At 66.9% G+C, this 24899-nt stretch carries 21 protein-coding genes and 2 riboswitches; of the genes, 14 read left to right on the top strand and 7 right to left on the bottom strand.

The genetic code is table 11. The features are described 5' to 3' along the window. Nucleotide 1 precedes the first annotated feature (1 nt). A riboswitch (TPP riboswitch) is annotated at nucleotides 2-111 on the bottom strand. A gap of 57 nt (nucleotides 112-168) precedes the next feature. Further along, nucleotides 169-263: riboswitch (TPP riboswitch) on the top strand. Nucleotides 264-591: 328 nt separating this feature from the next. The 3 genes from ACT3UE_RS07355 (at nucleotide 592) to ACT3UE_RS07345 (ending at nucleotide 3466) form a co-directional block, all read left to right on the top strand. Beyond that, complete coding sequence (locus tag ACT3UE_RS07355) at nucleotides 592-1356, top strand: 3-oxoacyl-ACP reductase (protein ID WP_444566484.1); 765 nt, start codon at nucleotides 592-594, stop codon at nucleotides 1354-1356. A 2-nt stretch (nucleotides 1357-1358) separates the two neighbouring features. Beyond that, nucleotides 1359-2690 carry an LLM class flavin-dependent oxidoreductase gene (locus tag ACT3UE_RS07350; RefSeq protein ID WP_443390488.1) on the top strand — a complete coding sequence of 444 codons (1332 nt, stop codon included), beginning with the start codon at nucleotides 1359-1361 and terminating at the stop codon, nucleotides 2688-2690. Nucleotides 2691-2926: 236 nt separating this feature from the next. After that, nucleotides 2927-3466, top strand: coding sequence for a hypothetical protein (locus tag ACT3UE_RS07345; protein WP_443427212.1), 540 nt, complete (start codon nucleotides 2927-2929; stop codon nucleotides 3464-3466). Between the two features lie 396 nt (nucleotides 3467-3862). On the opposite strand, the gene ACT3UE_RS07340 is transcribed toward ACT3UE_RS07345, so the two are convergent. Next, complete coding sequence (locus tag ACT3UE_RS07340) at nucleotides 3863-4342, bottom strand: Lrp/AsnC family transcriptional regulator (protein WP_444566483.1); 480 nt, start codon at nucleotides 4340-4342, stop codon at nucleotides 3863-3865. Between the two features lie 156 nt (nucleotides 4343-4498). On the opposite strand from ACT3UE_RS07340, the gene ACT3UE_RS07335 reads away from it, so the two are divergent. From ACT3UE_RS07335 to hpaD, 8 genes are all read left to right on the top strand, one after another. Beyond that, a complete protein-coding gene (locus ACT3UE_RS07335; RefSeq protein WP_444553512.1) occupies nucleotides 4499-5530 on the top strand; it encodes a thiamine pyrophosphate-dependent enzyme in 1032 nt (343 codons plus the stop codon). Beyond that, the gene (locus ACT3UE_RS07330) at nucleotides 5523-6554 is read left to right on the top strand and encodes an alpha-ketoacid dehydrogenase subunit beta (protein ID WP_444553513.1); all 1032 of its coding nucleotides are present in this window, start codon (nucleotides 5523-5525) and stop codon (nucleotides 6552-6554) included. The genes ACT3UE_RS07335 and ACT3UE_RS07330 overlap by 8 nt, the downstream gene beginning before the upstream one ends. After that, entirely contained in the window at nucleotides 6547-6876 is a 330-nt protein-coding gene (locus tag ACT3UE_RS07325; protein ID WP_444553514.1) for a biotin/lipoyl-containing protein, read from the top strand. The genes ACT3UE_RS07330 and ACT3UE_RS07325 overlap by 8 nt, the downstream gene beginning before the upstream one ends. A 2-nt stretch (nucleotides 6877-6878) precedes the next feature. After that, nucleotides 6879-7742, top strand: coding sequence for an alpha/beta fold hydrolase (locus tag ACT3UE_RS07320; protein WP_444553515.1), 864 nt, complete (start codon nucleotides 6879-6881; stop codon nucleotides 7740-7742). Nucleotides 7743-7902: 160 nt separating this feature from the next. Continuing rightward, a complete protein-coding gene (locus ACT3UE_RS07315) occupies nucleotides 7903-9456 on the top strand; it encodes a fumarylacetoacetate hydrolase family protein (RefSeq protein ID WP_444561239.1) in 1554 nt (517 codons plus the stop codon). A 10-nt stretch (nucleotides 9457-9466) separates the two neighbouring features. Continuing rightward, nucleotides 9467-10126: a GntR family transcriptional regulator gene (locus ACT3UE_RS07310; protein WP_444553607.1), complete on the top strand. Its 660-nt coding sequence runs from the start codon at nucleotides 9467-9469 to the stop codon at nucleotides 10124-10126. 27 nt (nucleotides 10127-10153) lie between these two features. Then, a complete protein-coding gene (gene hpaE, locus ACT3UE_RS07305; RefSeq protein ID WP_444553516.1) occupies nucleotides 10154-11659 on the top strand; it encodes a 5-carboxymethyl-2-hydroxymuconate semialdehyde dehydrogenase in 1506 nt (501 codons plus the stop codon). Nucleotides 11660-11706: 47 nt separating this feature from the next. Continuing rightward, the gene (gene hpaD / locus ACT3UE_RS07300; protein ID WP_444553517.1) at nucleotides 11707-12804 is read left to right on the top strand and encodes a 3,4-dihydroxyphenylacetate 2,3-dioxygenase; all 1098 of its coding nucleotides are present in this window, start codon (nucleotides 11707-11709) and stop codon (nucleotides 12802-12804) included. On the opposite strand, the gene ACT3UE_RS07295 is transcribed toward hpaD, so the two are convergent. Next, the gene (locus tag ACT3UE_RS07295; RefSeq protein ID WP_444566482.1) at nucleotides 12782-14314 is read right to left on the bottom strand and encodes an MFS transporter; all 1533 of its coding nucleotides are present in this window, start codon (nucleotides 14312-14314) and stop codon (nucleotides 12782-12784) included. The two genes, hpaD and ACT3UE_RS07295, sit on opposite strands and share 23 nt — an antisense overlap. A 300-nt stretch (nucleotides 14315-14614) precedes the next feature. Between ACT3UE_RS07295 and ACT3UE_RS07290 the strand changes: the two genes are divergently transcribed. After that, a complete protein-coding gene (locus ACT3UE_RS07290) occupies nucleotides 14615-15325 on the top strand; it encodes a hypothetical protein (RefSeq protein ID WP_444566481.1) in 711 nt (236 codons plus the stop codon). A gap of 77 nt (nucleotides 15326-15402) precedes the next feature. Next, entirely contained in the window at nucleotides 15403-16074 is a 672-nt protein-coding gene (locus ACT3UE_RS07285) for a phosphoribosyltransferase (RefSeq protein ID WP_444553519.1), read from the top strand. An 85-nt stretch (nucleotides 16075-16159) separates the two neighbouring features. Here ACT3UE_RS07285 and ACT3UE_RS07280 read toward each other — a convergent pair whose 3' ends face one another. Together ACT3UE_RS07280 and ACT3UE_RS07275 are read right to left on the bottom strand one after the other, a co-directional pair. Next, nucleotides 16160-17491, bottom strand: a complete 1332-nt coding sequence (locus ACT3UE_RS07280) for an MFS transporter (RefSeq protein WP_444553520.1) — start codon at nucleotides 17489-17491, stop codon at nucleotides 16160-16162. Between the two features lie 249 nt (nucleotides 17492-17740). Next, nucleotides 17741-18280, bottom strand: a complete 540-nt coding sequence (locus tag ACT3UE_RS07275) for a flavin reductase family protein (protein WP_444553521.1) — start codon at nucleotides 18278-18280, stop codon at nucleotides 17741-17743. Between the two features lie 160 nt (nucleotides 18281-18440). Here ACT3UE_RS07275 and ACT3UE_RS07270 point away from each other — a divergent pair, with 160 nt between their 5' ends. Then, complete coding sequence (locus tag ACT3UE_RS07270) at nucleotides 18441-19160, top strand: IclR family transcriptional regulator (RefSeq protein WP_444553522.1); 720 nt, start codon at nucleotides 18441-18443, stop codon at nucleotides 19158-19160. A gap of 20 nt (nucleotides 19161-19180) precedes the next feature. On the opposite strand, the gene ACT3UE_RS07265 is transcribed toward ACT3UE_RS07270, so the two are convergent. From ACT3UE_RS07265 to ACT3UE_RS07255, 3 genes are all read right to left on the bottom strand, one after another. Next, nucleotides 19181-20470, bottom strand: a complete 1290-nt coding sequence (locus ACT3UE_RS07265) for an MFS transporter (RefSeq protein ID WP_444553523.1) — start codon at nucleotides 20468-20470, stop codon at nucleotides 19181-19183. Nucleotides 20471-20536: 66 nt separating this feature from the next. Further along, nucleotides 20537-23680, bottom strand: coding sequence for an AAA family ATPase (locus ACT3UE_RS07260; RefSeq protein WP_444553524.1), 3144 nt, complete (start codon nucleotides 23678-23680; stop codon nucleotides 20537-20539). Beyond that, a complete protein-coding gene (locus ACT3UE_RS07255; RefSeq protein WP_444553525.1) occupies nucleotides 23677-24843 on the bottom strand; it encodes an exonuclease SbcCD subunit D in 1167 nt (388 codons plus the stop codon). Before ACT3UE_RS07255 ends, ACT3UE_RS07260 begins: the two co-directional genes overlap by 4 nt. Nucleotides 24844-24899 lie beyond the last annotated feature (56 nt).

Below are 24899 nucleotides of genomic sequence, written 5' to 3'. Positions count from 1 at the left end.
GGATTTGGAGTTTTTGCCTCCCTGCGCTGGCATGATCCAGATCAGGTTCGACGGTCGAAGCTTGATCAGCTTCCTCTCAGCCCGGCTCACCGGACTCCCGTGTTCAGCACAGACTGTACACGGGGAAACGAAGTTGTCGAATCGCTGCTGCAGGTGTGTAGGGTGTGAAGCAGTGACACGGGGTGCCAGGATTCCTGGCTGAGAGAACACCCGTTGAACCTGATCTAGTTCGAACTAGCGAAGGGATGTTGCAGGTGCTCATTCGCCTCATGGCCCACCGTGGACGGCCCCGCCGAGTCACGCCCCCACTGCCCGATTCCGCCATGCGTTGCCGGCGTCCACCCTGGCGCTCCGCATCCTGCCGTGGCACCGCCCGGCCAGTTTTTTGATGCCTTCCCGCCAGCTGCCCCGCAGCTGAGGATCCCGCACGAAGCCAGCTATCCGCCGTCGGGCATGCAGACACCTTGCCTCTGCCTTGCGCTGTGTCCGCCGTCTTCTTCACTCATCTCCCCCGGCGATTCTGTCTGCGGGGCTCCCCCCCCTCCAGCACCACCTACCCGCTGCAACCGGCAGCTACGAAAGTGAGACCAGATGAACCTCTCAGACCAGCTTGTCCTCGTCACCGGAGGCGCCCGCGGATTGGGCCGCCACATCGTTGAAGCCTTTGCCGCACAAGGCGCCCGCGTCATCATCAACTACCGCCATTCAGCCCAGGCGGCGGAGGAAATTGCCACAGCCCACGGCCCCGACCAGGCCCTGGCCATCCAGGCGGATGTCACCGACCCGGTACAGGTCGCAACGATGCTCGAAAGCGCACAAGCGCACTTCGGCTCCCCGGTGACCACGGTGGTGAACAACGCCCTGGCCGACTTCTCCTTCAACGGCGATGCCCGCTCGTCGGCCGCGGAGATCGGCTGGGAGGAGTTCGACTCCCAGTTCTCCGGCAGCGTCCGCGGAGCCCTGAACACGACCCAGGCGGCGCTACCGGGAATGCGCGAACACGGCTTCGGGCGGATCATCAACATCGGCACCAACCTGTTCCAGAATCCCGTAGTCCCCTATCACGACTACACGGCAGCCAAGGCGGCCTTGCTGTCCCTGACCCGCACACTGGCCGCAGATCTGGGCCAACACCAGGTCTCGGTGAACATAGTCTCCGGAGGCCTGCTGCGCACCACCGACGCCAGCGCAGCGACCCCCGATGAGGTCTTCGACTTCATTGCCTCCTCCACCCCCCTGCGCAAGGTCACCACCCCGGAGGAATTCGCCGACGCGATCCTGTTCTTCGCCTCCCCCTGGGCGCGTGCGGTCACCGGGCAGAACCTGGTGGTCGACGGCGGATTGGTGAAGAACTAGAGATGAGCGCACATACAACCGACACCGCCGAAACGGCGCCACGCCAACTACATCTCAACGCCTTCCTCAATGCCTGCGGGCACCACCAGGCAGCCTGGCGCCACCCTGACTCTGCGGTCGAACAGCTGGGCAGCATCGAGCATTACGAACGGATGGCCCAAACCGCCGAGGCCGGACTGTTCGACGCCGTGTTCTTCGCCGACGGACACTCGGCGGGGAACCCGTCAGCCGGTCCCCGGTGGTTCTTCGAACCGTTGACCGCGCTGGCCGCCATGGCGCGGAGCACCAGCAGGATCGGGCTGATCTCCACCGTCTCCACCACCTTCTACACCCCGTACCACGCTGCAAGAATGCTCGCCTCACTGGATCACATCAGCGCCGGACGCATCGGTTGGAACGTGGTCACCTCGATGTTCGACGCCGAGGCACGCAACCACTCGATGGATGCCATGCCGCCCAGTCCCGAACGCTATGCCCGGGCTGCCGAGTTCATCGACGTCGCCCTGGCCCTCTGGGATTCCTGGGCCGACGATGCCGTGCTCGCCGACCGCGCCGGGCTCTTCGCCGATCCCGACAAAGTCAGACCCGTAAACCACTCCGGGGAGCACTTCGGGGTGGCCGGAGCCTTGAACGTCCCCCGGGGACCCCAGGGCCGCCCGGTCCTGTTCCAGGCCGGGGCCTCGGAATCCGGTCGCCAGTTGGCGGCACGCCATGCCGAGGGGATCTACGCGGTGGCCTACGATCTGGCCAGCGGGCAGGACTACTACTCGGATATGAAGCGGCGCATTGCCGCCGAGGGCAGGGATCCGGCGAAGGTGGCGATCATGCCCGGCCTAGTCGCCTTCCTGGGATCGACCGAGGGCGAAGCGCTGGCGAAGCAGGCCGAGGTGGATGCACTGCTGCCCACCGAACAGTCACTGGACCAGCTGGGGACGTTCATCGGTCAGGACTGCAGCGACTGGGAGCTCGATGCCCCCGTTCCGGCACTGCCGCCGGCGACGGAATTCAGCGGACCGCAGGGCAGGTACGCCACCATCCTGCGCATCGTCGAGGCCGAAAGCCCCACCGTGCGTCAGTTGCTGGGCCGGATGGCTGCAGGAGGAGGCCACTGCACCATGGTGGGAACCCCCGAGCAGGTCGCCGACTCCATCGAACGCTGGTTCACCTCGGGGGCCGCCGATGGCTTCAACCTGATGCCGCCGATGCTGCCTGATTCGCTGGAGGAGTTCGTGGACCGGGTCGTGCCGGTATTGCAACGTCGTGGGCTCTACCGCACCGAATACCCGACCGAAACGCTGCGCGGGCACTTGGGTCTGGAGCGGCCGGTGGGCTAGATCGTGTTCATGCAGCGAGGCTAGCGACAAGCGTTCAGACCGCCAGCTGAACGGCAACAATCTGCAACACGAATTGCCTCAGTTACTTTTCGAGCCTTATGCGTCCGTGTCACACATAAATACCGGCTGCTGATGGGACGGCATTAGAGCGGCCCCGAGATACAGAGCAAAGCCAATTTCAACGCCAAGGCATGATTCGACCCCCAACTGTCACAAGCGGGAAATATGCTCCACTTATGAAACATCTAACGAGCGCCGTGCGGACGGCCGTAGAACAGAAGAATTGGTACTCCGCGTTGACCCTTGCCCTGACGCTTCCCGACATAGCCAGCAAATTAGCCTGGCCAAATACTAAGCAAGGCACTCGTTTTGTTCGATGGATCGACCAGAACTTCAGTCACAAATACACGTCAAGACTGACCGAATCGTACACAGACAAGGGCACGGTTTGGATCAACGGGATCGATTTCTATGCCTTACGGTGCGCTGTGCTGCACGAAGGATCATTCGACACCGCAGGAAATATGAAGAATGCAGTGGACCGAGTCTTTCGCGAGTTCCAATTCACCAGCCCACTACCAAACGGCAACAGTATTCACTGCAATTCTGTAAACGGAAAACTGCAACTAGAAGTACATAATTTCGCAACAGATGTCGCCGATGCTGTCGACGAATGGACAGACAGCCTCCAACCGGATTCTGAAGTTGTGACTAGAATGAGCGCCCTAATGACGATCACCTCGCTGGCCCGGGAGGACGGATCGTTCGGCTTTTAGGACGTCTATCCCCGCCTCGGTTACTGCTCTCCCCACCTTTCTCACACACGACGGCTTTTCTCCATCCCGCCGAAAGAGGAAGGTGGTGCGACCGTCTCTCAGAACATCGACGGGGTTTTCTAGGAGATCTAGTCGTCATCAACACCACCAACGCAATGACTCATCGGACCAGCTTGGAAACTGGCCCTGATTTGCGTTCTTGTATGCCATCCATCTATCAGTTTTACTGGCTGGCCGATTCAAGACGCACACGGCTCTCAACACGAATGCGGTTCCACGGTCCGCCCTTGGAATCCATTCCTCAAGGCTTTTTAAGCAGCCAGAGCGCGCATTGTTGGATTGATTTCGCTACTTAGGCGTTAGGACGTTCTTGATTGAGGCACCAATACGTGTCAACTACCTATCCGCTCGCTGGCCAGCCGCCCTCGCCAGCGGCAGCATGCGCAACGGGATGGGCGAGTTCAGCACCACCAACGAGGAACTGCGCAACACCGTCCGGGTGGCAATGATCGCGTCCAGGACCCGTTGCAGGTCGTCGTTGGACGTGGCCACGATGGTGGCCATCAGGTCGGACTCGCCCGAGACGGTCTGGAGTTCGAGCACCTCGGGGACCTCGGACAGGGCGGCGGCCACACCGTCGTGACCGGCATCCTGGTGGATCACCAGGGAACAGTAGGCGCGCACCGGGTATCCGAGCCCCTCGGCCGAAAGGTGCGGTCCCCAGCCGGTGACCACCTCTTCACGGGTGAGCTTATCCAGCCGCGACTGCACCGTGGCCCGGGCGACCCCCAGGGTCCGGGAGGCCTCCAGGACCGACATCCGTGGGTCCGAGGAGAACTCCTCCAGGATCCTGGCGTCCAATTCGTCGATCTTCACTAACCCCTCCTAGCTATACAATGTGCACAGTTGATCATTCTTAACTATAGACACTCTGCGCAGATTGTTGGTCCAACCATCGGCGTATTGCGCATGAACTTCCGGGTCATTACGGTCGGAGCAAGTCCACCGAACCACACCCCCAGGGAGTCGAACATGACCGATGCACCCCGGCTTGAGCCGCACGCCGACGAGCTCGGCACCGATGAACTACTGAAGCTGTATTCCCTGATGGTGCGCACGCGGCAGCTCGATGTCGCCGCCATCGCCTGGCAGCGACAGGGCATCCTGCCCGGTTACGCCCCGGAACTGGGCCAGGAAGCAGCCCAGGTGGGCAGCGCCTACGCGCTGGACTTCGCCCGCGACTTCGCCTTCCCCACCTACCGCGAAATGGGCGTCGCCCTGGCCGCCGGGGTCGACATGGTCGAGTACATGTCCACCCATAAGGCCTCCTGGCATGGTGGCCTGTGGAACCCCGCCGAAACCCATGTGGCACCCATCCAGGCCGTCGTCGCCGGTTCGGTGCTGCACGCCGTGGGCTGGGCCCACGGACAGACCGTCGATGGCACCGGCAACGTCGCGCTCACCTACTTCGGTGATGGCGCCAGTTCGCAGGGCGACGTCCACGAGGCCATGAACTTCGCCTCGGTCTACAAGGCCCCGGTGGTCTTCTTCACGCAGAACAACGGCTGGGCCATCTCGGTTCCCACCGAACGCCAGGTCGCCGGCGGCTCCGTTGCCGCGCGCGGGGCCGGCTACGCGATCCCCTCGATCCAGGTCGACGGCAACGACGTCGTCGCCGTGGTCCGCGCCGTACGTGCCGCCGTCGAACACGGCAGGGCAGGCAACGGTCCGGCCATGGTGGAGGCCATGACCTACCGCCGCGGACCGCACTCCACCTCCGATGACCCGGGCCGTTACCGCAGCCTGGACGATGAACGTCGTGACGGCGGCGAGGACCCGCTGAACCGCCTCGAAGCGACCCTGCGTGAAGCAGGCGCCCTCGATGACGCGACGGTAGCCGACATCAGCGAGCAGGCCGGCGAATTCGTCGAGCAGGTCCGCCTCGGAGTCGACGCTCTCGACGCCCGCCCGGGCACGGAGATGTTCGACTTCGTCTTCCAGGAACCCACCGAAGCACTAGCAGCCCAGGCCGCGAACTGGCGAGAGGAATCCGAACATGTCTAACCCGGCCACCGCAACCGTGCAGGAGCGTCCGATGGAGAACACCGTCGTCGAAATGTCCATGCAAAAGGCCCTGAACCGCGGCCTGGACGAACTATTGACCGAAGACCCGCGCTCGATGATCTTCGGCGAGGACGTCGGCGGCCTCGGCGGCGTCTTCCGCATCACCGACGGGCTGCAGGCCAAACACGGCAGCACCCGCGTCTATGACACCCCGCTGGCCGAATCCGGCATCCTGGGCATGTCCATCGGGCTGGCCATGGCCGGCTGGCATCCGATCCCCGAAGTACAGTTCGACGGTTTCGCCTACCCGGCGATCAACCAGATCGTCTGCCAGCTGGGCCGGATGAACTACCGTTCCCGCGGGACGTTGCCGATGCCGGTGACCCTGCGCGTGCCCTCCTTCGGCGGCATCCGCGCCCCCGAAATGCATACCGAGTCCCTCGAGTCGCTCTTCGCCCACGTCCCCGGGCTCAAGGTCGTCTCCCCCTCGACCCCGCACCAGGCGTACCACCTGCTGAAGAAGTCGGTCCTCATGCCCGATCCGGTCATGTTCATGGAGCCGAAGTCCCGCTACTGGCAGAAGGGCGAGGTCGACACCGAGAACCCCGGGGACCTGGAGGGCTCGGTCATCGCCCGCGAAGGCCGCCATCTGACCCTCATTGCCTGGGGCGCCATGGTCGCCCGCTGCCTGCAGGTCGCCGAACTGGCCGAAGAGGACGGGATCAGCATCGAGGTGTTGGACCTGCGCTGGCTCAAGCCCATCGACGCCGCCGGTCTGGCCGCCTCGGTCTCCAAGACCAAACGCGCCGTCGTCGTCCATGAGGGCCCGCGGACCGCGGGGCTGGGCGCCGAAGTCGCCCAGCTGGTCTCCGAGTCCTGCTTCGGGGTGCTCAAGGCACCCGTTGAGCGGGTGACCGGTTTCGACGTACCGTATCCCTCAGGTGACCTGGAGGACGAGTACATCCCCAACATCGACCGCATCCTGTTCGGCATTCAACGAGTATTGGAGTACCGCCGTGGCTGAAATTTCCTTCCCGCTGCCCGATCTGGGTGAAGGCCTCATCGACGCGACCGTGCTCGAATGGCTGGTGGCCGTCGGCGACCAGGTCGAGCGCAACCAGCCGCTCGTCGAGGTCGAAACGACCAAGAGCTCGCTGGAGCTGCCGTCCCCGCAGGCCGGCAAGGTGCTGCGCATCCACGGCGAGCCCGGCGACACGATCAACGTCGGCGAGGACCTGATCGTCTTCGAGGTCCCCGACGACACCGCAGGCATCGTGGGCACCGTACCCAAGGAAGCCGCCCCGAAGCGCCGGGTGCGTCTGAGCGCCAACCTGGACGAGGACTGATCGTGGCCCCGGTCGAAAACACCGGCGCGGACCGGCCGGCCACCGCACATCATGAGGCGGAACACCGGGTGGAGGGCACCGAGAATTCCCTGGCCGTGCGGATCTTCTCCGCCGGGGACGACTCGGCCTCCCGCCCGGTCCTGCTCATCCACGGATTCGCCTCCTCCACCGAACTGAACTGGGTCGCCACCGGGTGGATCACCGCCCTGAACGACGCCGGTCGCAAGGTCATTGCCGTGGATCTGCCGGGTCACGGGCTCAGCCCCGCCCCGGATGACCTCGATGCCTACACCCCCAGCCGGATCCGTGCGGAGCTCCTGCAGATCCTGCAGGACCAGCACGTCAGGCCGTTGGCCGACGGGGATCCAGCCTCGGGGGTGGACGTGTTGGGCTACTCGCTGGGCTCACGTCTGGCCTGGGAGTTCGCCGGGACCCAGGACCAACTGGTGCGCCGGGTGGTGCTCGGCGGGCCGGCCAGCAACGACCCGTTGGCGACCTTCGACCTCGACGCGGCCCGGGAGCACCTCGCCGGCGGTTCCGAGATCGGGGACCCCACGACGGCGGAGCTGGTGCGCATGGCCCAGCTGGTGCCCACGAACAACATGTTCTCGATGCTGTCCCTGATCGAGGCCATCAAATCCGAGCCCTTCGACCCCGCGGAGGCCGTGCCCTCGATGCCGGTGTTGCTGGTGGCCGGCGAACGCGACGAACTGGCGGCGACCTTGCCGACGCTCGTTCAGCTGGCCCAGGAGCACCAGGGTCCCGGGGCCGAGGTCCAGGAGCTGATCCTGCCGGTGCGCACCCACGCCAATGCGGTGACCTCGCGTGCGTATAAGCAGGCGGCCGTGGAGTTCATCAACGGCTAACGCCCCACCCCTGAAGGACAGCAAGGCCGCCCGGCTACCGGGCGGCCTTGCGCCGTCTCCAACAGGTTCATTCCACACCCCTGATCCCCTTGACGTGATGTGGTCCACAGGGCATGATAGATCGTATACGATTTCGTACATCACAGGAGGAACCGTGGCGTTGGAGCAGAATCCCGAAGTAGACACCGGCGAGCAGGGCGCAGTTCGGACCGTACCGGTCGACGAGTCCATGATCGACGCCGTCGGGAAGGTGCTGGCCGTCCATCTGAGCTACGCCTCGCGGGCCGCCCAGCGCGGGCGCACCCCGGAGCATCCCTCCTACTTCATGAAGGCCGCCTCCTCGCTGTCGGTCTCCGGAACACCCGTCGAACGGCCCGCGGGCACCGAGGCCCTGGCCTTCGAAGGCGAGATCGCCCTGGTCATCGGCACCACGGCCCGCCGGGTCTCCCCCGATCAGGCCTGGGCCCACGTCGGCGGGGTCACCGCCTCCAACGACCTGGGCGTCTACGACATGAAGTACGCCGATAAGGGCTCCAACGTCCGCTCCAAATCGGGCGACGGCTTCACCCCCATGGGCCCGGCCATGCTGCCGGCCGCCTCCATCGACCCGGCGAAGCTGCGGATCCGCACCTGGGTCAACCAGGAGCTGGTCCAGGACGACACGACCGCCGGGCTGATCTTCGACTTCGCCCGCATCGTCGCCGACCTCTCCCAGCTGATGACCCTGGAACCCGGGGACGTCATCCTCACCGGCACCCCGGCCGGCTCTTCGGTCATCGTCCCCGGGGACACCGTCGAGGTCGAGGTCGACGACCCGGCCTCGGGGCTGAGCACCGGCCGGCTGACCACCCCGGTCATCCAGGGCACGGCGGCAATGGGCAGCTTCGGGAACCAGCCCCGGCTCTCCGAAACGGATCTGATCGACGCCTACGGCTCCCGCGAGGCCGCCTCCGCGGCCGGCGCCCTCTCCCCGGCCGCCGGCTCCGCCGTCGTCCTCACCGAGGATCTGAAGGCGAAGCTGAACGCGGTGGCCACCGCGACGATCTCGGCCACCTTGCGCAAGCACGGACTGAACAACGTCTCGATCGACGGCCTGCACCCGACCAAGACCGGACACAAGGTCATCGGCACCGCCCGGACCCTGCGCTTCGTCCCCAACCGCGAGGACCTCTTCAAGTCCCACGGCGGCGGTTTCAACGCCCAGAAGCGGGCGATCGATTCGGTGAACGAAGGCGAGATCCTCGTCATGGAGGCCCGCGGCGAAACCGGCTCGGGCACCCTGGGCGACATCCTGGGACTGCGCGCCCAGGTCCGTGGGGCGGCGGCCATCATCACCGACGGCGGCGTCCGCGACCTCACCGCGGTCTCCGAACTGGAGATCCCCGCCTACTACAGCGGTTCGCACCCCGCGGTGCTCGGCCGCAAGCACGTCCCATGGGACACCGACCTCACCATCGCCTGCGGCGGCACCACCGTGCAGCCCGGTGACATCATCGTCGCCGACGACGACGGCATCCTGGTCATCCCCCCGGCACTGGCCGAGCAGGTCGCCGAGGAGGCGATGGAGCAGGAACGCAAGGACGAGTTCACCTTCGAACAGGTCCGCCAGGGCCACCAGGTCGAAGGCCTGTTCCCGATGAACGCCGAATGGAAGAGCACCTACGACGCCTGGCTCGCCTCCGGTGCCTCAACCGTCGGCGTCGACCCGAAGTAGGGGCCCCGTGATCGCCACGAGTAAATCGGAGCAGGCCTACACCCTGCTCAGCGACCGGATCGCCTCCGGTGTCCTGGTGCCGGGCTACCGCCTGGTCCTGGGGACCATCGCCGCGGAACTGGGCTGCAGCGTGGTCCCGGTCCGCGAGGCGATCCGCAAACTCGAGGCCGAGGGCCTGGTCCGTTTCGAACGCAACGTCGGGGCCACCGTCGCCTCCCTGGACACCGACCTGTATCTGCACACCATGCAGACCCTGTCGGTGATCGAGGGGGCGGCCACCGCCCTGGCCGCCCCGCTGCTGAGCAGCCAGGATCTGGCCCGGGCCCGGCAGATCAATGAGTCCCTGCGCCGGACACTCACGGATTTCGATCCGCGCCGCTTCACCGAACTGAACAACCAGTTCCATGCGGTGCTGTACGAGAACTGCCCCAATCCGCACATCCTGGATCTGGTCCACCGCGGCTGGGCCCGTCTGGGCGCCATGCGCTCGACGTCGTTCGGCCATATCCCGGGCCGGGCCCGTCATTCGGTGGCCGAACATGACGCCCTGCTCGATCTGCTCGCCACCGGAGCCCCGGCCGAGCAGATCGAAAAGGCGGCCCGCGCCCACCGCACCAACACCCTCAACGCCTATCTCGAAGCCGCCGGCCAACCGCCGTCGACCCTCTGAACCACCCGTCCACGGAAGGAACACAGCATGAGCAAGCATTTCGTCCCCGAGAACCTGCCGAAGCACCTGCAGCACTACATCGGCGGCCGCTTCGTCGATTCCGCCGGCGGAGAGACCTTCGAAGTCCTCGACCCCGTCACCAACACCACCTATGCCACCGCCGCTTCCGGCCAGCAGGCCGACATCGATGCCGCCGTCGACGCCGCCCGCGAGGCCTTCAACCACGGCCCCTGGCCGACCATGAAGCCCCGGGCCCGCGCCAAGGTCCTGTACGCGATCGCCGACGCCGTTGTCGCCCAGGAGGACCGTCTGGCCGAGATGGAGACCTTCGATACCGGTCTGCCGATCACCCAGGCCCGCGGCCAGGCCCAACGTGCCGCCGAGAACTTCAGGTTCTTCGCGGACCTGATCGTCGCCCAGCACGACAACGCGCTGAAGGTCCCCGGATCGCAGCTGAACTACGTGAACCGCAAGCCGATCGGCGTCGCCGGGCTCATCACCCCGTGGAACACCCCGTTCATGCTCGAATCCTGGAAGCTGGCCCCCGCAATCGCCTCGGGCTGCACCGTGGTGCTGAAGCCGGCGGAGTTCACTCCCCTCTCGGCCTCGCTCTGGGCGAAGATCTTCGAGGAGGCCGGTCTGCCCGAAGGCGTCTTCAACCTGGTCAACGGCTTCGGCGAATCGGCCGGCGACGCCCTGGTGAAGCACCCCCAGGTCCCGCTGATCTCCTTCACCGGCGAATCCACCACCGGCCAGACGATCTTCCGCAACTGCGCCGAATCGCTCAAGGGCATGTCGATGGAACTCGGTGGCAAGTCCCCCGCCATCGTCTTCGACGACGCCGATTTCGACGCGGCCATCGACTCGACCGTCTTCGGGGTCTTCTCGCTCAACGGCGAGCGCTGCACCGCCGGCTCGCGGATCCTGGTCCAGCGCGGCATCTACGACAAGTTCGTCGAGGCCTACGCCGCCCGGGCGAAGAACATCGTGGTGGGCGACCCCCACGACCCCGCCACCGAGGTCGGGGCCCTGGTGCACCCCGAGCACTACGACAAGGTCATGTCCTACGTCGAGATCGGCAAAACCGAAGGCCGGCTCGTCGCCGGCGGCGGCCGCCCCGAGCAGCTGCCCGCAGGCCAGGAGAACGGCTCCTACGTCGCCCCGACGGTCTTCGTGGACGTGGCCCCCGACGCCCGGATCTTCCAGGAGGAGATCTTCGGACCCGTGGTGGCGATCACCCCCTTCGACACCGAGGAGGAGGCCCTGGAACTGGCGAACAACACCAAATACGGGCTCGCCGCCTATGTGTGGACCAACGACCTCAAGCGCAGCCACAACTTCGCCCAGGCGGTCGAGGCCGGCATGGTGTGGCTGAACAGCCACAACGTCCGTGACCTGCGTTCGCCCTTCGGCGGGGTGAAGTCCTCGGGCCTGGGCCATGAGGGCGGCTACCGTTCGATCGATTTCTACACGGACCAGCAGGCCGTGCACATCACGCTCGGCGAGGTCCACACGCCCAAGTTCGGCGCCTGAAAGACAGCAATGACGCTGCCGGGCATCCCACACCCTAAGGAATCATCATGAGCACCAAAACCGTCACCTCTTCGCTTCCGGCCCCCGATATCGTGCGCTGTGCGTACATGGAGATCGTGGTCACCGATCTGGCCAGGTCCCGCCAGTTCTATGTGGACCTGCTGGGGCTGCACGTCACCTACGAGGACGAGCACGCCATCTACCTGCGCTCCTTCGAGGAGTTCATCCACCACAACCTGGTGCTGACCCTGGGCCCGGTGGCCGCGGTGGCCGCCTTCGCCTACCGGGTGAGGTCCCCGGAGGAGGTCGACGCTGCGGAAGCCTACTTCAAGGAACTGGGCTGCCGTACCGAACGCCGCAAGGACGGGTTCGTCCGGGGGATCGGTGACTCGGTCCGGGTGGAGGACCCGTTGGGTTTCCCCTACGAGTTCTTCTACGCCGTCGAGCACGTCGAACGCCTGCACCAGCGCTACGATCTCTACTCCGCCGGCGAGCTGGTCCGTCTGGACCACTTCAACCAGGTCACCCCCGATGTCCCGCGGGGCCGCGAATACCTCGAAGGTCTGGGTTTCCGCGTCTCGGAGGACATCCAGGACTCCGACGGGGTCACCTACGCGGCCTGGATGCACCGCAAGCAGACCGTGCATGACACGGCCCTGACCGGTGGTGACGGGCCGCGGATGCACCACGTCGCCTTCGCCACCCACGAGAAGCACAACATCATCCAGATCTGCGACAAGATGGGCGCCCTGCGCATCTCCGACCGGATCGAGCGCGGCCCCGGCCGCCATGGGGTGTCCAATGCCTTCTACCTGTACATCCTGGATCCGGATGACCACCGGATCGAGATCTACACGCAGGACTACTACACCGGCGATCCGGACAACCCCACGATCACCTGGGATGTGCATGACAACCAGCGTCGTGACTGGTGGGGCAACGCGGTGGTCCCCTCCTGGTACACCGAAGCCTCCCTGGTCCTGGATCTGGACGGGAACCCGCAGCCGGTCACCGTCCGCGAGGACAAGTCCGAGATGGCGGTGACCGTCGGGGCCGACGGCTTCTCCTACACCCGTTCTCCCGGGGACGGAAAGACCGACGAGCCCGGCGAGGACGTCGGGTTCAAGATGGGCCACCAGCTCTAGGAGCGACCGGTCCCGCGGCGGAGCGGCAGGCACAGAGCCTGCCGCGCCGCTTTTCGTCCGCCACGGCCACGGCCAGGGTCACCAGCACGACGAGGCCGATCACCGAGAAGGCCACGGTGAAGGCGGTGGTCCAATCAGTCAGCGCCAGGATCGCGAAGAACACGGCGGTGACCAGTGCCAGGCCCACGGCCGTTCCGATGCGCTGGCCGGTCTGCAGCACTCCCCCGGCACTGCCGGCATATTCCTGCGGAACCTCCGCCAGGGTCAGCGCCTGGTTGGGGGAAATGATCGAGCCCTGCCCCAGCCCCACGAAGCACATGGAGCCCAGCAGCCACCAGATGCTCAGGATGCCGGCGGCTTCGAGTTGGACGACCAGTACCGTGAGCAGCAGCCCCACGAACGCACTGATGATTCCGCCGATGACGATCTTCCGGCCGAAGTCCATGACCCGTTTTCCGGCCCAGTTCGAACTCACCGCCGCCAACAGGGCGGCGGGGAGCCCCAGCAGGCCGGTCTGCAGGGCGCTGAGCCCCAATCCGTCCTGGACATAGAGCGCGATCAGCACCCAGACGCTCGTGACGCCCAAAAAATACAGTCCGGCGATGATGGTCCCCAGGGTGAAGCTGCGGGTCCTGAAGAGTTCCAGATCGACCATCGGGCTGCCGCCGCGTTGCTTATAGGAGCGTTCCCATATGATCCACAGTCCCAGCAGAAGCATTCCGACCGGCAACAGCAGCCAAGCCCAGGCCGAACCCTCCGATTCGACGAAGGGCAACAGCAGGGCCAGCACGCTGAACCCCAACAACAGGGCCCCCACCGGGTCCAGATCGAATTTCTGCATCGGCTGCGGGCTGGTGGGTTCCCTCGTGGCTTCCGCGGCCACGGCACGACGGATGAACAGGGGCCGGGGGAACCACAGCAGCGCCAGGACGACGGCGACGATCCCCACCGGGACGTTGACCAGGAAGGTCCAGCGCCAGCCGGTTTCGGCACCGAAGGTCTCGATGATCAGCCCGCCCATCAGCGGTCCGAAGGCCACCGAGACCCCGACGACGCTGCCCAGCGCCCCGAAGGCGCGTCCGCGTTCACGGCCCCGGAAGTATTGCTGGATCATCCCCACGACCTGGGGGTTCAACAGACCGGAGCCGACGCCTTGGACGAAGCGGGCGATGTTCAGGCTCGTCGGGTCCGGGGCCAGCCCGGCAGCGACCGCCGAGAGCGTGAAGACGGTGACCCCGGCCAGGAACAACGGTCCCCGCCCCAGGATGTCCCCGGTGCGTCCGGCGGCGACCAGGACGATGCCGAAGGTCAAGGCGTAGCCGGACAGCACCCATTGCAGATCCGATTGCGAGGCGTCCAGACCGGATTGGATGGAGGGCAGCGCCACATTGACGATGCTCACGCCCACCAACGACATGAACATCGTGACCAATAGGACGATCAGGATGCGCCACCGGCGTGGATCCGGGACATAGGGGGTCGCGTCGGGGGTGGCGGGGGAAGGGGTCACTGAACCATTCAAGCATTGACCGGCCGCAGACGTCGCCCCTTGCGGTGACCGACCTGCCTGTGGGGCCGGCCCGGAGGCGGATGGCAGCCAACCCTCTGCCGACATGCGGCGACGTCGACCCGCGCCGGCATCGTATCCCGGGATTGTCACCATGGTCCCGTGATGTCTAATAATTGCAGCGGGAAGAGTAATTCCCTAGACTCACCGTGTTGATTCAATCGATGGCAACGGCGACGAGGACGTGATGCGGTCTTGCTGTACTCACGTCGGGTCCGCGACGACACCCAGGAGATGGTGACCGTGAAACACATGAAATTCCTGGTAGGTACCTTATCGATCGGTGCCGTGCTCTTCGGCACCTCGGCCTGCATCCTCGAACCCGACCCCTCACCCTCGAGCTCGGGCGCGGCCCAGTCGGACTCCTCGTCCGCAACCTCCTCCGAAACTGCAGAACCAGCTCCCCCGCCCGAGGCCGCAGAGCTGTATCCGGCCCTGGAACGGACCCCGGACGAGAACGATGAGCTGCCGGTCGAAGCCGACCTGGGAGACATCACGCCGGATAGTGTCCGGTTGTTGGGGTGGTCTTCCTACGCCGCGCAATTCATCGCCACCGACGAGGACGACGACCTGTGCTTCATTGCCTGGGCGACCCCGGGCGACGGGGATGGCACCCCGGTGGACTATGGAACCCCCGGCATCCAATGCCGTCCGGTCCAGGAGGTCCAGGACCAGGGGCTGGCGGTGCGCGTGGACCAGGAGAAGGATTCCGATGGTCTCGTGGCCCACCTGCTCCCGCCGGACATGGAAATGAAGCAGGTCAAGAAGGTCATTCTGGCCATTCCCGGAAACCACGAGGATCTGCGGCCGCCGGTGGAGATCATGGATAATTTCGATCACTCAATCACCCTCGCCATGGGTACCGAGACCGCCGACGATCTGGGGCCCATCGACATCCCGCGCCCGGACGGGTCGACCCTGACCCTGGAACCGACCCCGGAGATGACGAACTAGTTGTACTCGGGGCCGGCGGCGCTTTCAACGCCACGCCCGAGACTGGTCACCCCGTAACTTCCGGGCGATAATGGGGCATGGGACCATTTCGATCAGATTCCCGTCCCTTTTCGGACCGGGACTACGCAGGCCGGCATCTGGCAAGCCATCTCACCGCCTACCGGGACCAACCCGATTCAGTCGTCGTACTGGGCCTGGCCCGGGGAGGCGTACCGATCGCCGCCGCCGTCGCCCGGGCCCTCGACGCCCCCTTCGACGCGCTGGTCGTACGCAAGCTCGGCGTTCCCGACCAGGAGGAACTCGCCTTCGGGGCCCTGGCCGCCCACGGACCGGATCAAGCCGAAGTGCTGATGGACGAGGTCCTGGCGACGCTTCCACCGGAACGACGTCGCAAGGCCGCCCTGGATGAGGTCCGTGAGCGCGAATCCAGGGAACTACGACGCCGCCAGCTTTCCTATCTGCGCCGGCGCGGCATCGACGTCGGAGAGCAGAACGTGATCCTCTGCGATGACGGCCTGGCCACCGGGGCGTCGATGCTCGCGGCCATCAAGGTCATCCGCCAAGGCCACCCCGACCGCGTGATCGTCGCCTCCCCCGTGGGGCCACCGCGGGTGTGTGCGGAACTGGCGGCGATGGCCGATGAACTGGTGTGCCCGTTGCAACCGGAGGAATTCGGTGCGGTCGGTGAGTTCTACGCCAACTTCGCCCAGGTCAGCGACGAGGACGTGCTGCGCCTGCTGGGCGGCTAGTTCAGCACCTCGCAACCACTGACGGCCGCCCCACCCCCCGGACTGGATCCGGGCGGTGGGGCGGCCGTCGTCGTGCCGTGTGTTTCTACTTCTCGACGTAGTCCACGTGGTGTTCAACCATGAGGTCTACCCCGCGGGTTTCCTTCACCAGCGAGACCGCGATCAGGGAGATGATCGAGATGACCACCACGTAGATCCCGATGCTCCACGAGTGCCCGGTCTTCTCCAGCAGCAGCGCCGCGATCAGCGGGGCGAAGGCGCCCCCGAGGATGGCCCCGAGTGCGTAGCCGATGGAGACCCCGGAGTAGCGCACCCGGGCCGGGAACATCTCGGCATACAGTGCCGACTGCGGGCCGTAGGACAGGCCCAGCCCGATGGTCAGGACGAACAGCGCCACGAAGTACCAGTAGATGTTGGCCGTATCGATGAGGAACCACATCGGTACCGCCCAGAGCGCCACCAGGATGTAGCCGATCTGGAACGTCCGCACGCGCCCGATCTTGTCCGAGAGGATGCCCCCGTACATCGTGAAGATCAGCCAACCGAAGGAGGCCAACGCGGTGGCCAGCAGCACCGGGCCGCGGTCCATTTCCAGATTCTTCGAAGCATAGGTGGCGAAGAAGGCGATCAGCAGGTAACCGGCGGCGTTGTTGGCGATGAAGATCAGCGCGGTCAGGACGACTTCACGGGTGTTGTGCTTGAACAGCGTCTTCAGCGGGGCCGAGGACTCCTTCTTGCGTTCCTGCAGGGCGGCGAAGACCGGGGATTCCTCCACCGACCGGCGGATGATGTAGCCCACGAGGATCAGCACGATCGAGAACAGGAACGGCACGCGCCAGCCCCAGGTCAGGAATTCCTTTTCGCCGATCAGGGTGGTGAGCAGCCAGATGGTGCCGGTGGCCAGGATCATGCCGCAGGGGACGCCGATCTGCGGGTAGGCGCCGAAGAATCCACGGCGGTGGTCCGGGGCGTGCTCGACGGACATCAGGGCGGCGCCGCCCCATTCCCCACCTGCGGAGAAGCCCTGCAGCACGCGCAGGAGGATCAGCAGGATGGCGGCCCATCCGCCGATCTGTGCGTGGGTGGGCAGCACGCCGATGAGCGAGGTGGCCATGCCCATCATGACCAGGGTGAAGACCAGCATCTTCTTGCGTCCGAGCTTATCGCCCAGGTGTCCGGCGACGATGGCGCCGAGCGGGCGGAAGAGGAACGAGATACCGATGGAGGCCCAGGAGGCCAGCTGTGCTCCGGTTTCCCCCAGCGGGGCGAAGAACAAGGGGCCCAGGACCAGTCCTGCGGCCTGGGCGTAGATGAAGAAGTCATACCATTCGATGGTGGTTCCGACGAGGGTTCCGGCCAGGACCTTGCGTTCCTCGCGCCGGGTGGCTGCAGTCGGTGCTGCGGCTGACAGGGACATGCGAACTCCAGTGTTCTGCGCTCTCCGCGCTAGGTGCATAACCGACCGAACGGACGGTAAATGTGATCCAACTCATCGTAGCCGAAAAGTTCGTCAATTTCCCGTCAACATTTCACGTATTTCTCTCGGATGACGGCAACGCCTTCCGGCCCGCTCGACCCGGTAGGGAACGCATTTCCGGCGGTATCAGTTCGCCCGTTCCTGTCAAGGGCTTCCGGAGGCTCGTTCAGGATGTTGCGCCCCGGCGGATCACAGGAGTTCTTCGACCCCGAGCTGGCTGCCGGGAATGGTGGTGAAGGCGCTATTGGCGAAAGCCAGGGCGTCCCCGGCGCGGTAGTTGAAGTCCTCGACCTGGCCCAGGTACAGGGTGTGGTCGCCGCCGTCGTAGGCGGCCCAGGGGTTGCAGGAGAAATGCGCCAGCACACCCGCGAGCCGCGGGGCGGTCTCGCCTTCGACCCACACGGGGTCCGGCCCGGGCTTGCCGGCGAAATGCAGGGCCAGGGCCTGCTGCTCGGCGCCGAGGATGTTCACGGTGAAGGGCCGGCCTGCCAGCTCGTCGTGCGCCCGGGTGCTGCGGGCGATGCTGACCAGCACCAGGGGCGGGTCCATCGAGACCGAGGTGAAGGAGTTCACGGTGATGCCATGGCGTTTGGTGGATCCATCGAAGGTCACGATGGTCACCCCGGTGGCGAAGCGCCCCAGGCTGCCCCGGAAATGTCGCGGGTCGGTGGTCCCGATCCGGTGCGGAAGGCCGCCTTCGGCCACTTCGTCCTTCGGGGAGGCGTCCATGCTCGATCCTCCGTCACCGACGATCGGCGTCTTGCCTTCACGACCACCGGTATTCTATATTCGAACTTCTGGTTCCATGAGGGAACTATTCCAAACGTATCCCGGGGTCCTGCAGGGCACAAGAGCCCACACCCCGGTCCTCAAGGCAAAGGCGGTCCCCGTGTCCCAGAACCCCCCGGCCGGCTCCCCTGCGCAGACCCTGTCCCGGGGGCTCCGCGCCCTGGAGATCATCACCGACCGGCCAGAGCCTCCCACGATCGCCGAGCTCGCCGACGAGCTGGGCGTCCACCGCTCCATCGCCTACCGGATCCTGCGCACCCTGGAGGACCATGCCCTGGTCCGTCGGGACAACACCGGACGCCTCGAAGGCGCCCCGGGTCTGGCCTCCTTGGCCCGGGGGGTCCAACGCGATCTGCAAAGCGCCGCCCTGCCGGAGCTGACCGCGTTGGCCAACGAGCTGGGAATGACGGCGTTTTTGGCCGTCTGGGACCACGAGGACTGCATCACCCTGGTCTCCGTCGAACCCCGGCACAGCACCGCCACCGTCATGCAGCGCCCCGGCTCCCGGCACCCGTTGACCCACGGGGCCCCGGGCATCGCGATCCAGTCCGCCTATTCACGCACCGGCTGGGAGGAGGTCGCCCCGAAACATCCCTGGCGCGCCGCCGCGGAGCAGGCAAGGACGGACGGCTATGCCACGAGCCTGGATGAAGTCATCCCCGGGGTCTCCTCGATCGCCGCCGCCCTCCAGGTCCCCGGCCAGACCCCGGCGGCGGTGGCGGTCGTCTATGCCACGGCAGCCCACGACGTCCACGCCGATGCCCTGGGCCGACGCGTGGCCGCGGCCGCGGCCTCCGTCGAGGTCGCCCTGGGCGCATAGCTCCCCCGGGCCTGGGCCGGTCAGGCGCCTTCGGTGCGCGGCACCCGCCCCAGGGCGTAGGTTCCCACCCCGGAGAGGAAGAGGACGATCGCGGCGGCAGCGGCCACCAGGAACGCCCCCTGGGGCCCCACCACATCGGCCAGGACCCCGGCGAAACCATTGCCGATGGCGGTGCCCACGACGATCCCGCTGGCGAGCATCGTCATGACGGTGCCCATCCTTCCGATCGGTGCCACGTCTCCCCCGACGGTGAAGATCGTGACCAGGATCGGCCCGATCGGCAGGCCGATCAGCAACAGGAACACCACCATCGTCCCGATCGTCTGGGGCACCTGCAGCAGCAGGGCCAACGGGATCAGCAGCGCGGCGCATACCGCCCAGCGCACCGGCTGCGCCCAGCCACGGGGCCAGAGCGAGACGGAGAGGGCGGCGACGGCCGAGGTCAGCCCCAGGGCGGCATACAGCAGGCCTCCGGCACTGGCATTGCCGAAGAGTCCCGCATAGGACACGGCGCCGGCCGAGACGGAACCGAAGAGGGTGCCCATCCCGGTCATGCCCAGTACGCAGAGTCCGACGCGCACCACCCGGGCGGTGATCCACCCGGATCCGGGGACCGGCTCGGCGCCGGGCTGCTGGAGTTCAATGGCGTTGGCCGTGGGGTGGACCGCAAAGGCCGGAACCAGGGCCGCGGTCAGCAGGGCGGCCAGGGCCAGCGGGAGCCAGGGGGCCACGAGCGACGCCAGCACACCGACCAACGCCGGCCCCATGACGAAGGTCAGTTCGTCCACGGTGCTTTCATAGCTCAGTGCGGTTTCGAGTTCGCGCCGGCCACGGGAGCGCCCCTGGGTCAGGGCCATCCAGCGCACCCGGGCCAGCGGGCCGACCTGGGGGCAACTCGCCCCGGCGACGAAGGAGATGATGATGACCAGCAGCGGTGACCCGGATTCGATGACCCCCAGGCCGGTAAGGATCAGCGCGGAGACCACGACCGCGTGCAGCAGGGCCGCCGGCACCAGGACCCGACGCTGGCCCCACCGGTCGGCGGCGTAGCCGATCATCGGCGCGCCGATGGCCGAGCCCACCCCCACCGCTCCGGCGGCGACCCCGCCGCTGGCATAGGAGCCGGTCGCGGTGCTGATCAGTGTCAGGGTGCCGATGGTGAGCATGGCCAACGGCAGCCGGGCGAAGAAGGCAAGCGGGAAGAATCCCGGGCCTGCCAGTTCCAGCAAGCTGCGGAAGCTGCCGCCGGAACCGGTGATTGCGTTCTCGGGGGGTGTGCCCGTGGCGGGCGCCGAGGGATCGGTGTTCATGTGTTTCACGGGTCCTTCAAGGTGCGCCCGTCCCAGCCACCCGGAGCGCCCTACCCTGTGCGTTTCCTATTCTACCGTGTCGGCCATGACCACTTCGGCCGTGGATCCGGTGCGCTCCTTGCGGACCCTCAACTGGGCCGGGATGCGTTGCTTCATCTCGGCGACATGGCTGACCAGGCCGACGACGCGGCCCCCGCGGCGCAGCCCGTCGAGGGCATCCATGACCGTTTCCAACGCCCCTTCGTCGAGGGAACCGAAGCCTTCGTCGACGAAGAGGGTCTCGATGTCGATGCCTCCCGACTGTTGTTGGATGACATCGGCCAGCCCCAGGGCCAACGCCAAGGAGGCCATGAAGGACTCGCCTCCGGAGAGCGTCTGGGTGTCCCGACGCTGGCCGGTCCAGGCGTCGAGCACATGGAGCCCCAGCCCGGATTTGGCGTTGCCCTTGGGGCTGTCGTCGTGGACCAGTGAATAGCGTTCGGCGCTCATGACCAGCAGCCGTTCGGTGGCGGCGGCTGCCACGGCCTCCAGCCGGGCGGCCAGGACGTAGGTGGACAGGGTCATCTTGAACCGGTTCTCCCCCATCCCCCGGGCGATATCGGCCAAGGATTTCACCCGCTCGTAGCGCTCCAGCACGGCCCCTTGGCTGGTTTCCAGCCCGCGGAGCCGTTCACTGCGTCGTTCGAACCGTCCGGCATAGGCGCGCAGGACGGCATCTCGTTGGAGCACGGTATCGCGCGACGTCGCGGTGGCGGCGGCGGCAGCCGCGGCGGCCTCCAGTTCCTGCTGGCCCGGGACCTCGAAGCCCGCCTCGACCTCGGTCCTGGCCCGGGCGACCGCGACGGTTCCGGCCAAGGTCTCGATCCGCACCCCCTCGGCGGTGTGGTCGGCGATCCCTGCCTGGGCGCTGGTCCTGGCGTGCGGTTCGAGCAGTGCCGCGGCCCAGCTGGTGTCATCGTCGAATCCGGCCTCCCGGCGTTCGGTCTGCCAGCTCTCGGTGGCTGTTGCCAGGCCGCGCCGGGCCGTCTCGAGCCCACGCGCCGCCCGGGCCAGGTCCTCCAGCACCCGGCGTGCTTCCAACAGCAACCGGTGGCGGGCCTGCAGGGATTCCTCGTCGCCGCGCAACCGCTTCAGCCGGGAGTCCACGGTGGTGATCCGTTGGCCCAGTTGGTCGACGGTTCCTTCCAGGACGCTCAGCGCCGTGGCCTCGGCCGTGGTGCTCGCGCGCAGGCGCTCGAATTCCCCGGTCGCCTCCTCCAGGGCCGTCCGGGAGCGTTGGGCCTGTGCGGCGGATTCGGTCGCCTCGGCCAATGCCTTCTCGGCGTCGGCCAGGGCTTGTTCCGCCTGCTCCGTCGTGGATTCCCCGGCCTGTCCCGCCGCCCGGGAGGCGGCCTCGCGGGCTGCGTGGAGCCCGGAGGCGGCGGTGGCTTCGGCGGCATCGGCTTCGGCGGCCAGCCGTCGGGCATCGTCCTCGTCCTCCTCCTCGACGAGTTCGCCGTCCTCCACCGTGGCGGGGTTGGGGTGCTCGGCCGAGCCGCAGACCAGGCAGGCCTGTCCGGCCACCAGTTCCCGGGCCAATGCCGCGGCCGCCTGGGCCAGTCGGGTCCGCCCGAGGTCGAGCAGTCGTTCCCGGGCGGATAGTTGTCCGTCCTTGGCCCGGGCCCACACGGTGTGGGCCCGGGTTGCTTCGGTGTCGGCGGCGTGGCGGGCCGTGACCGCGGCGACCTGCTCGGCGGCCCGATCGCGGGTAGCCGTCAACGCCGGCAGGGCATCGGCGGTCCCGGACAGGGCGCCGGCCCGTTCCCGCAGCCCCGGCAACGAGGCACCGAGCTTCTCCAGTTCGCCCAGTGCTTCGGCCTGGGTCGCCGTCCGTCGTTGGTGGTCGGCGCGGGCGGCCGCCAATTCGGCTTCCTTCTCGTCCAGCTCCCTCTCCTCGGGCAGGGCCGCTTCCAGCACCGCGGCATCGCCGGTGACCTGCGCAGCCGCTTCGGCGGCCTGACGGGAGAGTTCCGTGGCCCCGGGCTCCGCGGCCCGGCCCTCGGATTCCGGTCCCGCTCCGGTGTCCTGGCCCGTCGCCGCGGCGAGGTAGCTGCCGGCCAGTCCCTCGCCGGCGGCTGTCTGGGCCGATTCCAAGGTCTGCTCCGCGTCCTGGACGGCCTGTTCCGCCCGGCGTCGTGCCGTCTGGGTGGGCTGCAATGCCGCAGCCCGCTCATCCAATGCCACCGTGGCGGCCAGGGCGGCCACCTGCCCGCTGCGTTCGGCATGCGCGGCACGCAACCGCTCCAGTTCGGCCAGCGCCCGGTGGCGTTCCCCGGCTTCGGCGAGCTCGGTTGCGGTGTTCCTGGCCTGCGTCGCGGCGGCATCCGCCGCCGTTCGTTCGGCGTCCAGCCGTGCCGTGTGTTCGTCCAGCCGCGCCTCCAGCAGTGCCAGTAGTTCGGCACTGGGCAGTTCCTGTGGCGCCGGCCGGTCCCCGTCTGCCGCCTCGGGATCGTCGGGGTCCCGGTCGAACGGGGATTCCCCCTCCTCTGTGGTCAGGGAGGCGGTGGCGTCTTCGATCAGTTGGCCGACGGCTTCCCCCCGGGCGCGTTCGGCTTCCTCGGCCGCCGTTCTGGCCGTGGTGAGTTCCTCGGCCAGCAGTGTCTCGACACTTCCGTAGAGCCGGGTGTCGAACAGTGTCTTGAGTAGTTCCTCGCGTTCCTTGTCCTTGGCCCGGAGGAAGGCGGCGAACGCCCCTTGGGGCAGCATGGCGACCCGGGTGAATTCGTCCTTGCCCAGGCCGATGACCCCCCGCAATTCGGCGGCGACCTCATCGTTGCGGGTGGAGATCTCCTGCCACTGACCCTCCACGAGTTCACGCAACCGACTCTGTGCCTGGGCCGTCGTCGTCCGGCCGGCCCCGCGTTTGGAAGGACGTTGCCAGGCCGGTGATCTTCGGACCTCGAATCGGCGTCCCCCGGTGCTGAACTCCAGGACGACCTCCGGCTCATCCGCCGGTCCCGCATGGTCGCTACGCAACGATTTCGTCCCCTCCCTCGCCCCGGGAAGCCCTGCGTAGAGGGCATAACAGATGGCGTCGAGGATGCTGGTCTTGCCGGCACCGGTTTCCCCGTTGAGCAGGAACAGCCCGGCGGCGGAGAGTTCGTCGAAGTCGATGTCCTGCCGGGCGGCGAATGGACCGAAGGCGGCGATCTGCAGGTGGTGGACCCTCATCGTTCCACCTGCCCGCTGGTGGCCTGCTCGAGGATCCGGCCCAACAAGGCGGCCTCGGGCTCCGACGGGGGGCGTTGGCGGACGTGGTCGATGAATCCCGTGCAGACCTCCAATGGGCTCTCGGCTGCCGCCAACCGGTCCCGGTAGCTGCGGTCGACCTCTGCCGGACGGCCTTCGGGCTCGAAGTTCAGGACCAGGGTGCCCGGGAAGCGGCCGCGCAGCCGTTCCATCGCCTGGGAGGGCCGGTCGCGGTCGGTCAGCGTCACTTGGCACCAGGCGGCTTCGGCTCCTGCCAGCCCGGGGTCGGCGAGGAGCTCCTCGAGGGGACCGCGCAGGACGCGCAGTTCGGTGGCGGCGGGCCAGTCCACGGCCTCGACGGAGGAGATGCCCTCGGCGTCTACGTCCAGTAGCCAGGCCCCCTTGCGGTGGGTCGCTTCGGAGAAGGAGTAGGCGATCGGCGACCCCGAATATCGGATGGTCTCGGCCAGGCGCTGCCGGCCGTGCAGGTGCCCCAGGGCTGCGTAGTCCAGACCGTAGAATTCCTCGGTGGGCACGATGTCCAGTCCCCCGATGCTCAGTTCCCGTTCGGAGTCGCTGGCTTGGCCGTTGGCGGCGAAGACGTGGGCCATGACGATGGAGCGGATGGGTTTCTTGGTCCCGGCCCGTCGGGTGGCCAGATCGGCGCGGACCCGATCCATGGCCGCCCGGACCACCGGTTGGTGTCCTGGCTTCTCGACCCCGAACTGCGCCGCGACCATCCGTGGTTCAAGATAGGGCAGCCCGTAGATGGCCAAGGTGAAATCCTCGGCTTCGACCAGGGCCGGGGTATCCAGTTCCGCCGGACGGGTGCGCAGGTGCAGCCCAGCGTGCCCGAGCAGACGGGAGCCGAACCCCAGCCGCAGGGCCGAATCGTGGTTGCCGCTGGTGGCCACGACGGTGGCCCCGGCCTCGCGCAGCCGGAAGACGGCGTCGTCGAACACGGTGACCGCATCGACCGCGGGCAGGGCCCGGTCGTAGATGTCCCCGGCGATCAGGACGACGTCGACCCGTTCGGTCTTCACCGTCTCGAGCAGGGCCTCGACGAAACCGCGTTGGGCCTCCAGGAGCCCGGCGCCATGGAAGGACCGGCCCAGATGCCAGTCGGAGGTGTGCAGAATCCGCATGGCCCCACACTATCGAGCGCCACCGACAGGTGGGACCAGGGGGCCGTCGACCGTGG

The organism is Arthrobacter sp. 179 (genome assembly GCF_052379645.1).
Taxonomy (GTDB): domain Bacteria; phylum Actinomycetota; class Actinomycetes; order Actinomycetales; family Micrococcaceae; genus Arthrobacter_H.
This window is presented reverse-complemented; position numbering and strand designations above follow the sequence as displayed.

Coding starts and splice junctions, on each gene's coding strand:
- ACT3UE_RS07355 (WP_444566484.1), top strand. CDS start 592: ATGAACCTCTCAGACCAGCTTGTCCTCGTCACCGGAGGCGCCCGCGGA.
- ACT3UE_RS07350 (WP_443390488.1), top strand. CDS start 1,359: ATGAGCGCACATACAACCGACACCGCCGAAACGGCGCCACGCCAACTA.
- ACT3UE_RS07345 (WP_443427212.1), top strand. CDS start 2,927: ATGAAACATCTAACGAGCGCCGTGCGGACGGCCGTAGAACAGAAGAAT.
- ACT3UE_RS07335 (WP_444553512.1), top strand. CDS start 4,499: ATGACCGATGCACCCCGGCTTGAGCCGCACGCCGACGAGCTCGGCACC.
- ACT3UE_RS07330 (WP_444553513.1), top strand. CDS start 5,523: ATGTCTAACCCGGCCACCGCAACCGTGCAGGAGCGTCCGATGGAGAAC.
- hpaE (WP_444553516.1), top strand. CDS start 10,154: ATGAGCAAGCATTTCGTCCCCGAGAACCTGCCGAAGCACCTGCAGCAC.
- hpaD (WP_444553517.1), top strand. CDS start 11,707: ATGAGCACCAAAACCGTCACCTCTTCGCTTCCGGCCCCCGATATCGTG.
- ACT3UE_RS07285 (WP_444553519.1), top strand. CDS start 15,403: ATGGGACCATTTCGATCAGATTCCCGTCCCTTTTCGGACCGGGACTAC.
- ACT3UE_RS07280 (WP_444553520.1), bottom strand. CDS start 17,491: ATGTCCCTGTCAGCCGCAGCACCGACTGCAGCCACCCGGCGCGAGGAA.
- ACT3UE_RS07275 (WP_444553521.1), bottom strand. CDS start 18,280: ATGGACGCCTCCCCGAAGGACGAAGTGGCCGAAGGCGGCCTTCCGCAC.
- ACT3UE_RS07265 (WP_444553523.1), bottom strand. CDS start 20,470: ATGAACACCGATCCCTCGGCGCCCGCCACGGGCACACCCCCCGAGAAC.
- ACT3UE_RS07260 (WP_444553524.1), bottom strand. CDS start 23,680: ATGAGGGTCCACCACCTGCAGATCGCCGCCTTCGGTCCATTCGCCGCC.
- ACT3UE_RS07255 (WP_444553525.1), bottom strand. CDS start 24,843: ATGCGGATTCTGCACACCTCCGACTGGCATCTGGGCCGGTCCTTCCAT.